Raw genomic sequence first — 12,348 nt, 5'->3', positions numbered from 1 at the left:
CAATGACAAATGACAAATGACCAATGACAAATGACAATTTATGATTGACCAAGAACAAGTTCACAAAGTAGCCAATCTTGCTCGTTTAGAATTGACTCCAGAAGAAGAGGAACAATTCACTACTCAGTTGGGAAGTATTCTGGACTATATCGAACAATTGAATGAACTTGATGTCAGTAATGTACTGCCAACAACACGCGCAATTGATGTCAGCAACATTACACGAGAGGATGAATTGCAACCCTATCCTGACCGGGAAAGTATTCTCAACAGTGCGCCCGAACAGGAAGGCGAATTTTTCAAAGTACCAAAAATCCTCAATGCTGAATAGAATGGCACTAAGAAAAGCTGAAAGCTCGTCAGGGCAAGGTTGCAGGTTTAGGGTGTAGGGTGTAGGAAAATATGTTCTATGTCTAAATCTGTAATCACCGTTACCGTCAAATTGTTTGCTGCTTATCAAGAAGCCTTTAGGGTTTCGGAATTAGTGCTGGAATTTCCTAATAATATGCCAGTCAAAGCAGTATGCGATCGCCTCATAGCTGAACGCCCTGAACTCTCCCAATGGCGCGATATAACCCGTTTTGGGATTAATTTGATATTTGTCGAACCAGATACCTTACTACAAGATGGAGATGAGGTTGTGTTAATTCCACCAGTCAGCGGCGGTTAGGAGTAGAGACGCGATTAACCCTTGTCTGTACAAGAGTTAGGAGCGATCGATTAAAGATTCAAAACTTTTAACTCATAACTATTTAAAGAGAATTGGTCTGAGCAGTTAGCTTTATTAAGTTATTTAACTCTTGTTGCATTTGACTAACAACTAATTCATAACATTCATTGACATAATGGCGATCGCTAGCTGCTTCACGACCGTAGCGTTCAAATACAATTGGCGGACAAACCCGCGTATACATGGGCACTGGTAATGGGATATTGGGCAACGGGCCAATTGCTAATCCCCAAGGCAGTCCAAGATAAATTGGAAAAACTTCTGGGTCGATACCTAATAGCCAAGGCATTCCCCATTCGTGGAGTTGCCGCGCAACTTTGTAGCAGTCAGCGATAACAATAAGTGTATCGTGAGCGCCCCAAGAAATCACAGGCACAATCGGCACATTTTCCCGTAACGCTAACTTGATAAATCCTTGTCGCCCAGCTAAGTAGATTTTATTACGTAAATAATTCGGTCGGAAGATATCTTCGGCTCCACCGGGATAAACTAGCAGACTCGCTCCAGAGCGTAAGGCAGCGTAAGCCATTTTTGGATGAGCAATGATTGCTCCAGCCTTGGCGACTAATTGCGCTAGTGGTGGGCTAACCTGCCAAACTTTGGGATGCATCAAACCATAAACTGGTTTTTCTACACCAAATCTTCGGAACCAGTCGTACATCATCATCACCATATCTGGGGCTGCGAGTCCACCATTGTGCGAGCCAACAAACAAAACTTTTTGCTGGGGTGGAATATTCTCCCAGCCACTAGTTTGAACTTGGAAATAGTACCGATAGAAAAAGCCAACTAGGGGCATCAGAGATTCTATGAACTTTGGATCTCGCTCATCCAAAGACCAACCGAGTTTTTTGTTTAATAAATGTTGCTTTTTTGACATTGAGGCATTCTAACAGCATTAGCAAAGTTCAAACAATCCCTTGTTTAGATATAACTCAATACGGATAGGTTAAGACTAAAACTTTGTATTAAAGTCAACATAGACGCATAGAGGTTGATTTTACTTAACGTAAGTTCGATGAACCTCTCCCGGACAACCTCTCTCTCCCACGGGGAAAGGGAGGAGCAACGATAAATTAGGGTTTTGGAAAGATCAAAAAAGGCTTGTCGAACTCACGTTTACTTAATTGCGATCGCTTAATCATTAGATATTTGGTGAAATTAAATATTGCATTATCCATAACCCTTGTAGAGACGTACCAGTGCTACGTCTCTACATTCTTTTTCACTCATATTTTTATACCAAATCGCGGCGATTAATTTGGTGATGTCTATGGAGTAGTTGTTGGTTTTGAACGCTGCTGCTGGTAAAAACCGACAACTTTTTGAAGATATGTAGCAGTAAATCCACTGTTGCAGCCTGTATAGCTGCCAGTCATCCACCAACAACCGACGCCACGCACAGCAGCGATTTCATTATTACTGTTGGTGAGAAATTGCTTGTTAAACTCACGGCGCGTGATGCAAGATACAACTTGGCGTGCTTTGGCGGGACTATTTTCAAACTGCGTTGGTGTTAGTTCTTGTTTAAGACAATATTTCGACCAGCCTTTTAAGGTTTCTGGTTTAACTTGCCATTCACTGTAAAGTCCATCATTTGCGGTGCCGGTCTGCGGTGCAGCTAGTCGTAGCGCCTCTACCATTGCCGCGACTTGGGCATCAGAAACCTTTTGTTGTGCTTGAGCTAACAATGATGACAGCCCAAAGCTGACAATCACTCCGCTAAGTAGTAATGCTATTCGGTTTCTCCTCATGATTTTGGACTTATTTTTAGATACCAATATGTAGGATACTACGTTTTTACACTTAGCAATTATCAAAGATTAGAGTGAATTGGGGATTGGGGATTGGGGATTGGGGATTGGGCATTGGGGATTGGGTATTGAGCATTGGGTATTGAGCATTGGGAATTGGGTATGAAGAAGAGACTAAGGTAGACAAGGAAGAGGGGGAAGACTTGGGAGAGACTTGTTCAATAATTCCTCCTTGTCCCCCTGCTCCAACTCATAACTCATAACTCATAACTCATAACTCCCCTACTCCCCTACTCCCCTGCTTCATTCCCCAAATTGTTAAGCTGGCTTCCAAGTGCCGTGGAAGCTGTGGGGAATGACGCTAGGTAATCCTAGTTTGCAAACGGGTTCTGCATCCAGGCGATCGCTATCAAATACGCAAACTTCACTACTATGAGTATTAGCATCGTATACAACGGTTAACACCCAGCCTTGCTCGGAGTTTTGGACATCTTGGGCATAGATGGGTTCTGAAGGATAGCGGTTTTCTCCTAAGTCTGCTTCGGTGAGGGTTTCAGTTTTGTAGTCGAAGCGGGCGATCGCACTGAACAATTCTTTGTCTATATCCCCTCTTTGGGGCATTAATGATACATAAGTATAGCGCCAAGGTTGTCCAACTTGCGATCGCTGCACTACAGGAAATTCACACTTGCGATTGACAACTTCCTGTATTGCTGTCACTTTGCCCGTTTGGGGATTGAGGCGAACTTGCCACAATGTTCCTCTAGTAACTGTGTGCGTCTCACCACTTGCAAATTCTCTGAGATATTCATTAGTTTGGTGAAAATCTGCATATCGCACCATGTCTAGAACCACGGAACCGTCTTCATCTTCACAACCATTGCCAAAATGCCAATTAAACCAAGGATCGGTTTCGCCACGACTAACTAAGGATAAATTTTCGCGATCGAAGATTAACACCTGGGTTCCTAATTGAGGTTCCCACAACAGAGATTCACTAAAGGTAGTCACACCTAGCAAAAGTGACAGCATTTTCATCCGCATCGGTGGCATAAAAAACACCAGATACCTTTGAGTTAAAACAAAATCATGCATTATCGAGTAGCGATCTAACTTAAAAGCAGTTTTTTGGATAATTTTGCCAGTAGCATCGCTTTTGTAGAGATTCAGTTGTACGGAACTGCCGATACTGATTCCAAAGTTAAAAATCTCGCCTGTTTGGAAATCGCGCTTGTAATGAGCAGAATAAGGTAATCCGTTATCCAAAGCGCCTAAATCATCCAATCCCTTCGTTTCTAAAGTTTGCAAATCAAGGGCATAAGGATTGGTCGCTTCCCATAAAGCCAACAATTTATCAGGTAAAGCCAACACTGAGGTATTTGCTGCATTCTTGATTTGTTGCCCCCAGCGCTTCCAGATGGGGCCAGGCGGATGCATCCCATAGACACCATAAAGAAACCTATCTGCTTGAGTTTCAGCTTGATATTCTGCTGTTTGCACATAGCGATAGACTCCGCTAGCTCCTGCATCTGTGAAATGGATGCCGAGAATTGCCCCATCTCCATCAAACCAGTGTCCAACGCGATTACCACCGCGTTCTAGCCGTGCGGGGCCATTGCGGTAAAGAGTGCCACGCAAGCCATCTGGAATTTTACCAGAAATAATTGACAGTTGAGTAAGGGGAAATTCTTTTGCTGGTTCTGCGATCGCGCCAGCCCAAGATTTATTTATTGACTTTTTAGCGATAGTCTGCATATTAAAATCTTGCCTGAATTGATGTAGATGGATGTATTCTGACATTGTTACAATTTTTGGCGTTGCAGAGAAAGCGGGATGATTTAGCACCTGACAATATTTCTTCCCTGCATCCTCTGCCAAACAATACTAAATTACTAGTTGAAAACTAAAAAATCAGTCTTTTGATATAAGCTATATTTATTTTTCTATGCTCAGTGTAAATAAACTGTATAAACTTTTGTTTGTAAATCTGCCGTTTTACATAAAAACTCAAAGCATATCGACTAAACAGGCAAAATTTTATATAAAACATCTTCCTTTGGTATGAAACTATGTGTTTTATCAGGTGTTGGACATCTTAAAAATGCTAGGAAGAAAAGTAGGAAAAGTGGGTTTTAAAAGTAGGAAAAGCAGGAAAAATAGGAAAAGTAGGAAAAGTACGATGTTTTATAAAAACCGTTGACAAGCTTTTATAAAAGTTGATATTTATAAGTACATCCAAGGCACAAATGCCTACGCACTTTTTTTTGGAGAAAATTATGACTAACGTTAATGAATTGACACAACTCACAAATCAAGAAGCTATTTTGGAAGAAATTAATGAGGAAGAATTAGATGGAGTAGTGGGAGGATTTGTCTTCTTGGGGCCTGTACTTGGAGCATTGGGTACTGGCCTCGATAATACTCTGACAAACGCTCTTGTAATTCTTGGAAGTCTTGGAGGTTGACGAAGAGAATACTACAAATTCATCTTCGTTTTTGCTCAACTAATACATAGTATAACTCCAATTATACACTCCTCATTGTTTAGTAAAATAGCCAGAAGTCAGATTATTCTGACTTCTGAATTTTATCATGTCACTTCTGTGTTTACAAAAAACCTATTTGTGTCAGAAGTTTGAATTGAGATTGAAGATTTGAGATTTTAGCGGTTCAATGCCGTAATAAAGATGCGTGATGCTGCCAACATTAGCAGTAGTTTGGCAAACATCGAACAAATGTTTTTATAGCTTTTATTGATAATTCATGTTTGTCGGATGGCAAAGACTAGACGACAATCTTTTTTGATGAAAAATTGTAATATGAAGCTTGTATATTCTAGAAGCTTAGTAATAAAAATAGAAAAAATTAGAAAAGTGAAAATTAAAAAATAACAAAAGTAAGTTAGTTAGGAAAAGTAAGATATTTTTTATAATCTGTTGACAAATTATTAAATAAGCTGCTATTTGTAAATACATCTCAGACACAACATGTCTGCATACTTCTGGAGGAATTTATGACTACTATCAATCAAGTGAGTTTTCAATCCACCTGTAATCGAAAAGTTATTGTTGAGGAACTGATAGATGGCGAATTAAAAGGAATAGTGGGAGGTATTAGTATTGTTTTAGATTTTTCATCACAGATCAATGCGACTTCAACTGATGGAAATGATGCTGTTGTTCAAGACTCAAATCAGGATATTGTGAATACGAAAACTAAGCAAAGAACACGCACAAGAAGAAGATTCACACTGATAAATGGAGTTGGACAAACAACAGATTCAACAGTGACTTCAGCCATTTAGCATTCACAGTAACTCAAATTAAATTCACGGTTTATGTACCCAATTGAAGGTACGTATCCCCAACTTATTTATAAGTTGGGGATATTATTTTATGAATAATTTAAGATGTTATCTGTTACTTATACAGCAAGGATTTGTGATATATATAGTTACTTTGAAAAACCTTATTTTTAGATACACTTTTGACTTATCCTACCTTTTTTTAATTTCAATTAATACCGATATTTGATATTTCTTAAAAGACCAATCTTTAAAAAATTTCTACTAACTTCATCATTTCTTTATATAAAATATTTTGAAAAACCTGTATTGTTTAAACATAGTGAAATCGCAAAACAAACCAATAACAAATTGTCGTTAAGCACATTCATTAGTACGTTTTAACAACAAGTTTGGTAATAAAAATTGCTAGATACTTTTATTTTAAGCATCTAAATATTCTTATTAATTGGTTAATTAAAGTCAAGATTTCACTATTCCAAAATCATTTTGTACAAGGAAGGAATTTTTATGTCAGTTGTAACACTTGAACAAGAAACACTCGCAGTAATGACCGAATTAGCTGATGAAGAAATCAGTGGAATTGTCGGCGGTGGACGCGGTATAGATATCGATAACAGAACCAATGTTGGCGTTAATGCCAAAGGTAAGAACGTACAAGTATCCAATCAAGTTGGTAACGCATCAGCAATTGGTAGAGGAGATGCTAAGGTTTATCAAAATTCAAATCAAGTGATTGATAATAGCAGAGACCGTGTGTACTTCTAGTACTAATAGGTACTAGTTTATCTCCATAGTAGGCTCATGTTGAGTTACTATTTCACTGTTCCAAAACCATTTTGTACAAGGAAGGAATTTTTATGTCAGTTGTAACGCTTGAACAAGAAACACTCGCAGTAATGACCGAATTGGCTGATGAAGAAATCAGTGGAATTGTCGGCGGTGGACGCGGTATAGATATCGATAACAGAACCAATGTTGGCGTTAATGCCAAAGGTAAGAACGTACAAGTATCCAATCAAGTTGGTAACGCATCAGCAATTGGTGGAGGAGATGCTAAGGTTTATCAAAATTCAAATCAAGAGATTGATAACAGCAGAGACCGTGTGTACTTCTAGTACCTATTAGTACTAGGTTATCTCTATAGTAGGCTCATGTTGAGTTACTATTTCACTATTCCAAAACCATTTTGTACAAGGAAGGAATTTTGATGTCAGTTGTAACATTTGAACAAGAAACACTCGCAGTCATGACCGAGTTAACTGATGAAGAAATCAGTGGAATTGTCGGAGGACGCGGAGGTGTAGATATCGATACCAAGGCTAAAATTAACGTTAAAGCCAAAGGTGAAAACGTACAAGTATCCAATCAAATTGGTGTTGCAATAGCAATTGGTGGAGGAGATGCTAAGGTTATTCAAAAATCAAATCAAGGGATTGATAATAGCAGAGACCGCGTGCGCTTCTAGTATTAATAAATACTAGGTTATATCCATAGTACGCTTATGTTGAGTTATCACCTCAACAAAAGTCACCTTAACGGTTTGTATTGCCAAAAATTTCTATATGTATGATTTGTATCATCACTACAAATCAAAACAACACTAAGCTAGCAAGTATGTAAGTTATGCATTATTTCGTTAGGACAGTTATTAAACAGTAATCCTTTGCCAATTGCTACGAACAACTGACAAAGGACTACAAACGACCCTTACGAATAAGCTACAGACATCTTATAACATAGTGGTCTGGCTATTATTGGCATCACAACCCTTTACAACGTTACACAAACATTGGCGGGTGTAAGCCGGATAACAACGAAAGGTCAAAAGGTAAGCGACCAATCATTATTATCCTTTACTTCTTACCCACCCGTCAATGTTTTCATATAAAGATTTCAAAATCGTTACTTTAACAAAAGTTACTCTTCGTCTACGCAAAATCGCAAAATTTAAAAATAAAAAATTTGATTTTCTCAGCTTTCGACCTTTCATCAGATGGTAGGTTGATTTTTGCATCTGAATATTAGTATGCCAAAGCAAACAAAACATATCCGCCTTCCGCTAAAGATAGAAGGTAATTTTTTATTCAATTGTCAGCCTAATACCCAATTCCTTCTGAATGCAATGCAAATTGGGATGATTTATAGTGGTTAATCAAAAAAGCGACTTATTCCGCAAAGAAGCTTTAGAGCGTGCTTCTTCGCCGGAAGAACTAGATCAAATTATGCAGGTAGTCAGCCCAAAAAAGTGGCTACCTCTAGTTGCTGTTGGTTCGTTGGTGGCAGCGGGGCTGACTTGGAGTTTTTTAGGTCGAATCCCAATTACGGTGACGGGTACTGGAATAATAGTCTATCCCAGTACAATTACTTCATTCCAGTCACCGATCGCAGGTAAATTGCGAACAATCAATGTCCGGGTTGGCGACTATGTAAATAGAGGAGATGTGCTGGCGACGCTAGACCAAAGCGAACTGATGAAACAGCTACAATTAGTACGCTCTAAATTAGGGCAACTACAAACAGAAGATAGCGCTGCTAACTTAGTGCAAGGACAGCGGCAAAAGGCAGACAAAGAAGCGATTAAACAGCAACGCCAATCTTTGCAGCAAAACCTCCAGGCGGTACAGAAACTCACCCCGATTTTAAAAGAGAAAGGGCTAAATTCGATTCAACGCGATCGCGCCAATCAAACCCAAAGCTTACAAGCACTGCGGGATCTCTTACCTACCTTCAAACAGAGATTGACTAACCGCCAGCAGCTATTGAAGGAGGGAGCAATTTCTGGCGATACAGTCTTACAGTCGCAGCAAGACTACTTAAATGCTGTGACACAAATTAATGAAGCCGAATCGCAACTCAAGCAACTGGATGTCAAGGAAGCAGATGCTCAACGACAATACCTGGAGAATTTGAACTCAATTAAAGATTTGGAAGCGCAATTAAAACAACTAGATAGCAAAGAAGCGACTGCGGCGCAACAAGACTTAGAAACTGTAACCAACCGCAAAAAAGAAATCCAGGAAGTCCAGCGAAATATTGTTCAATTAGCACTGCAACTATCAAGCAACAGCTTAGTCAAGAGCAGTTACTCTGGACGAATTTTAGAAATCTCCGCAAGTCCCGGACAGGTTGTTTTACAGGGTACACCCATAGGAGCGATCGCTGCACAAAAGCGATCGGCTCAACCTGTGAGTGTGGCATTTTTTCCCGTTGGTAATGGTAAGCAAATTCAACCAGGGATGAAGTTACAAGTCACACCTAGCACAGTGCAACGCGAACGCTTTGGTGGCATCATCGGTGCTGTCACAGAAGTCTCAGCCTTTCCCGTGACTAAAGAAGGTGCATTAAGCGTAGTCGGCAATTCCGAATTCGTGGAAGCTTTGATGTCACAAGGGCCACAGATGCTAATTACTGCACGACTGCAACCAGACAATTCGACCTTCAGCGCCTACAAATGGTCTTCTTCCCAAGGGCCACAGATGAAAGTCACTTCTGGAACTACCACTTCAGTACAAGTCACTGTGGAAGAACGCGCCCCGATTACCTTTGTCCTGCCGATTCTGAGATCCTGGAGTGGCATTTCGTGATATTGGCGATAAGAGGAATGAGGAAGAAATTATTAAAAATTTTACCGATCGAATCAACCTTGAGGCTGTACTAGAGTGCGGAAATTACTTAAATAAGAATGCCTTTTGGCGTACAGAGAAAACAATGTATCTAATTATTTGCGGAAAACACTAAAATGAATACGCGATCTACTGAAATGAGAAAGCATTCAGGCATTTTGCTTGCTGAATCTACCCAAATGAGTACGCGATTTACTGAAATGAGAAAGCAATATGCCTTTTTGCTTGCTGAATCTACCCAAATGAGTACGCGATTTACTGAAATGAGAAAGCAATATGCCTTTTTGCTTGCTAAATCTACCCAAATGAGAAAGCATTTAAGCAAAATGAGAAAGCAATATACCTTTTTACTTATTAGACCTCTTGCATAAGTCGAATCGACCCCCCTTAATCCCCCCTTATAAAGGGGGGAAACTTGAAGTCTTGCTCCCTCCCCAATACATACGGGGAGGGTTGGGGAGGGGTGATTCAAGGATTTTTGCAAGAGGTCTATTAATTTGGCTTCATCAATACAATCAAGACTTCCGAAGGGAAAAGTAATGTAATACAGCAATTTTAGTCATGTTGAAAAATAGCTAAAAATTTATGTTTAAACGCTTAAATTAAGCCAAAATCCAAGTTTTAAAAAATATTTTTATGTTCTGGCAAAATCTGCAAAATATATTAGGGCGCTTGCCAAAAAACAAGCGGTGTCATACTCCTACTCTGCTGCAAATGGAGGTAGTAGAATGCGGCGCTGCTGCTTTGGGAATTATTCTCGGTTATTACAATCGCATTGTCCCACTAACAGAACTGAGGCAAGCGTGCGGTGTCTCGCGGGATGGAGTTAGTGCCTTAAATATCTTGAAGGCTGCCAGAAATTATCGACTCAACGCTAAAAGCTTTAAAACCAACTTAGCTGGCTTGTCGCAGTTAAAATTTCCCTACATTGTATTTTGGAACTTTAACCATTTTTTAGTAGTAGAAGGAATCACCAAACAGCGAGTTTATCTCAATGACCCTGCTACTGGACGGCGCATCGTCTCCTTGGAAGAATTCAGTGGCGCTTACACGGGTGTGGTGCTAGTTCTAGAACCTGGTTTAGAGTTTCAACGCAAAGGACGCAAGCCTAGTACAATCTTAGCTTTGTGGTCGCGGTTGCGAGGCTCCATCGGCGCATTACTTTACTGCGTGCTGGCAGGATTTTTGTTAGTAATTCCGGGACTGGCGCTACCTGCATTTTCCCAGGTATTTGTAGACAATGTATTGATTGAGCATCGGTATGAGTGGTTGCGTCCGCTAATTTTAGGCATGATCTTTACAGCCGGACTCAGTGGATTTTTGACGCTGCTACAGTTGCAGTTTTTGCGTCAAATGAAAATTAAGTTGTCCGTGGGTATGGAGAGTCGGTATCTCTGGCACATTTTACGCCTACCCATGAGTTTTTACGATCAACGGTATGCTGGGGAAATCAGTAGCCGTATGGAACTCAACGACAGCATTGCTAATATGCTTTCGGGTGAATTAGCGACTACAGCGATCGCAACAGTATCTGTATTTATATATGTAGTAGTGATGCTGCAATATGATGTTGTACTAACTTTAATTGCGATCGCCTTTGTCGCGATCAACCTTGCCGCCTTACAGTGGGTGAGACGGCGGCGCACAGATGCCAATATCAAACTCATCCAAGAACAGGGAAAAGTTCGCGGCGTAGAAATTTCTGGTCTTCAGAGTATGGAGACGCTAAAAGCATCTGGGTTAGAGTCAGATTTCTTCTCCCGGTGGGCGGGTCACTATGCCAAAGCCATCAACACCCAGCAGGAATTAGAGGAAACAAACCAGACAATAGGTGTTTTACCATCTTTTCTGTCAGCGATCGCTTCTATGCTGCTTTTAGCTGTAGGCGGTTTGCGAGTCATGGATGGAGCCTTGAGCATCGGTATGTTAATAGCTTTTCTCGGCATGATGCAAAGATTTTTCGCCCCAGTAAGTAATCTCATCAGCCTGGGAAGCGAACTCCAAGAGATGGAAGGTAATCTGACTCGCCTTGATGATGTCTTGCGTAACCCCATTGACCGGCAGTTGGAACAGGGGAGCAGCACTTCGGCTACGCTCAGTGACCGGGGGGCAGGGGAGCAGGGGAGCAGGGGAGCAGGGGAGAAAGAGGACAATTGCAATCTTTCCCCTCTGCCCCTCTGCCCCTCTGCCCCCTTGCCTAAATTACAGGGATATGTTGAATTACACAATGTCACATTTGGCTATAGCCAAATTGCCCCGCCGTTGATTGAAAATTTTAATCTTTTGCTCCAGCCAGGGCAGCGAGTTGCCTTGGTGGGTGGGAGTGGTTCTGGTAAGTCTACTGTTGCCAAACTTTTATGTGGGCTGTACGAACCGTGGCAGGGAGAAATTCGATTCGACGGCAAACCCAGAGAGCAAATTTCTCGCCAGATACTAGCCAATTCTATTTCTGTCGTCGAGCAAGAGATTTTGTTATTTGCTGGCAGCGTCAGAGACAACTTGACGCTTTGGGATACTACCATACCTGAGAGTCATCTCGTCCGAGCTTGTCAAGACGCAGCGCTTCACGATGTCATCCTTTCACTGCCAGGAGGCTATCATGCTGACCTTTTGGAAGGTGCTACTAATTTGAGTGGTGGTCAGCGACAACGGCTTGAAATTGCCCGTGCTTTGGTGAATAATCCCAGTATCCTGATTATGGATGAAGCCACCAGCGCCCTGGATGCCGAAACAGAAAAGAACGTCAGTCGTAATCTGCGGTTGCGCGGTTGCACTTGTATCATCGTGGCGCATCGACTCTCGACTATCCGAGATTGTGATGAAATTATTGTCCTCGATCGCGGCAAGATAGTCCAACGGGGAAGCCATGCACAATTGCAGCAAGTTGAAGGGCCGTATTTACAATTGATTCGCAGTGAAGAAACAGAAGAGGCG

11 protein-coding genes and 1 pseudogene are annotated in these 12,348 nt (G+C 41.1%); 9 read left to right on the top strand and 3 right to left on the bottom strand.

What is annotated here, in order from left to right:
- The first annotated feature begins 40 nt into the window (after positions 1-40).
- The gene (gene gatC / locus RMY64_RS07860; RefSeq protein ID WP_292856937.1) at positions 41-331 is read left to right on the top strand and encodes an Asp-tRNA(Asn)/Glu-tRNA(Gln) amidotransferase subunit GatC; all 291 of its coding nucleotides are present in this window, start codon (positions 41-43) and stop codon (positions 329-331) included.
- Positions 332-409: 78 nt separating this feature from the next.
- On the top strand, positions 410-670 hold the full coding sequence (locus RMY64_RS07855; RefSeq protein WP_322699767.1) for a MoaD/ThiS family protein: 261 nt from the start codon (positions 410-412) through the stop codon (positions 668-670).
- 82 nt (positions 671-752) lie between these two features.
- Here RMY64_RS07855 and RMY64_RS07850 read toward each other — a convergent pair whose 3' ends face one another.
- The 3 genes from RMY64_RS07850 to RMY64_RS07840 all read right to left on the bottom strand — a co-directional run bounded on the left by RMY64_RS07850 (position 753) and on the right by RMY64_RS07840 (position 4,239).
- Positions 753-1,610 carry a lysophospholipid acyltransferase family protein gene (locus RMY64_RS07850; protein ID WP_322684531.1) on the bottom strand — a complete coding sequence of 286 codons (858 nt, stop codon included), beginning with the start codon at positions 1,608-1,610 and terminating at the stop codon, positions 753-755.
- A gap of 391 nt (positions 1,611-2,001) precedes the next feature.
- The gene (locus RMY64_RS07845) at positions 2,002-2,484 is read right to left on the bottom strand and encodes a hypothetical protein (protein ID WP_322699766.1); all 483 of its coding nucleotides are present in this window, start codon (positions 2,482-2,484) and stop codon (positions 2,002-2,004) included.
- A 318-nt stretch (positions 2,485-2,802) separates the two neighbouring features.
- Positions 2,803-4,239, bottom strand: coding sequence for a carotenoid oxygenase family protein (locus RMY64_RS07840; RefSeq protein WP_322699765.1), 1,437 nt, complete (start codon positions 4,237-4,239; stop codon positions 2,803-2,805).
- 521 nt (positions 4,240-4,760) lie between these two features.
- On the opposite strand from RMY64_RS07840, the gene RMY64_RS07835 reads away from it, so the two are divergent.
- From RMY64_RS07835 to RMY64_RS07805, 7 genes and pseudogenes are all read left to right on the top strand, one after another.
- Positions 4,761-4,949: a hypothetical protein gene (locus tag RMY64_RS07835; RefSeq protein ID WP_322699764.1), complete on the top strand. Its 189-nt coding sequence runs from the start codon at positions 4,761-4,763 to the stop codon at positions 4,947-4,949.
- Between the two features lie 548 nt (positions 4,950-5,497).
- Positions 5,498-5,788, top strand: a complete 291-nt coding sequence (locus tag RMY64_RS07830) for a hypothetical protein (RefSeq protein WP_322699763.1) — start codon at positions 5,498-5,500, stop codon at positions 5,786-5,788.
- Positions 5,789-6,298: 510 nt separating this feature from the next.
- Positions 6,299-6,556: a hypothetical protein gene (locus tag RMY64_RS07825; protein ID WP_322699762.1), complete on the top strand. Its 258-nt coding sequence runs from the start codon at positions 6,299-6,301 to the stop codon at positions 6,554-6,556.
- 92 nt (positions 6,557-6,648) lie between these two features.
- Positions 6,649-6,906, top strand: coding sequence for a hypothetical protein (locus RMY64_RS07820; RefSeq protein ID WP_322692191.1), 258 nt, complete (start codon positions 6,649-6,651; stop codon positions 6,904-6,906).
- 92 nt (positions 6,907-6,998) lie between these two features.
- A complete protein-coding gene (locus RMY64_RS07815; protein WP_322699761.1) occupies positions 6,999-7,256 on the top strand; it encodes a hypothetical protein in 258 nt (85 codons plus the stop codon).
- 679 nt (positions 7,257-7,935) lie between these two features.
- Positions 7,936-9,375, top strand: coding sequence for an NHLP bacteriocin system secretion protein (locus RMY64_RS07810; protein ID WP_322699760.1), 1,440 nt, complete (start codon positions 7,936-7,938; stop codon positions 9,373-9,375).
- A 675-nt stretch (positions 9,376-10,050) separates the two neighbouring features.
- Positions 10,051-12,333, top strand: a pseudogene (locus tag RMY64_RS07805) (NHLP family bacteriocin export ABC transporter peptidase/permease/ATPase subunit); the annotation flags it as partial.
- Positions 12,334-12,348 lie beyond the last annotated feature (15 nt).

Source organism: Nostoc sp. DedQUE08, from assembly GCF_034530895.1.
GTDB lineage: Bacteria > Cyanobacteriota > Cyanobacteriia > Cyanobacteriales > Nostocaceae > Nostoc.
The sequence above is the reverse complement of the archived record's forward strand: the minus strand, read 5'-3'. Positions and strand labels throughout refer to the sequence as shown.

What these genes read in the sequence shown, in the direction of transcription:
- gatC (WP_292856937.1), top strand. Translation starts at nt 41, where the DNA reads ATGATTGACCAAGAACAAGTTCACAAAGTAGCCAATCTTGCTCGTTTA.
- RMY64_RS07855 (WP_322699767.1), top strand. Translation starts at nt 410, where the DNA reads ATGTCTAAATCTGTAATCACCGTTACCGTCAAATTGTTTGCTGCTTAT.
- RMY64_RS07850 (WP_322684531.1), bottom strand. Translation starts at nt 1,610, where the DNA reads ATGTCAAAAAAGCAACATTTATTAAACAAAAAACTCGGTTGGTCTTTG.
- RMY64_RS07845 (WP_322699766.1), bottom strand. Translation starts at nt 2,484, where the DNA reads ATGAGGAGAAACCGAATAGCATTACTACTTAGCGGAGTGATTGTCAGC.
- RMY64_RS07840 (WP_322699765.1), bottom strand. Translation starts at nt 4,239, where the DNA reads ATGCAGACTATCGCTAAAAAGTCAATAAATAAATCTTGGGCTGGCGCG.
- RMY64_RS07835 (WP_322699764.1), top strand. Translation starts at nt 4,761, where the DNA reads ATGACTAACGTTAATGAATTGACACAACTCACAAATCAAGAAGCTATT.
- RMY64_RS07830 (WP_322699763.1), top strand. Translation starts at nt 5,498, where the DNA reads ATGACTACTATCAATCAAGTGAGTTTTCAATCCACCTGTAATCGAAAA.
- RMY64_RS07825 (WP_322699762.1), top strand. Translation starts at nt 6,299, where the DNA reads ATGTCAGTTGTAACACTTGAACAAGAAACACTCGCAGTAATGACCGAA.
- RMY64_RS07820 (WP_322692191.1), top strand. Translation starts at nt 6,649, where the DNA reads ATGTCAGTTGTAACGCTTGAACAAGAAACACTCGCAGTAATGACCGAA.
- RMY64_RS07815 (WP_322699761.1), top strand. Translation starts at nt 6,999, where the DNA reads ATGTCAGTTGTAACATTTGAACAAGAAACACTCGCAGTCATGACCGAG.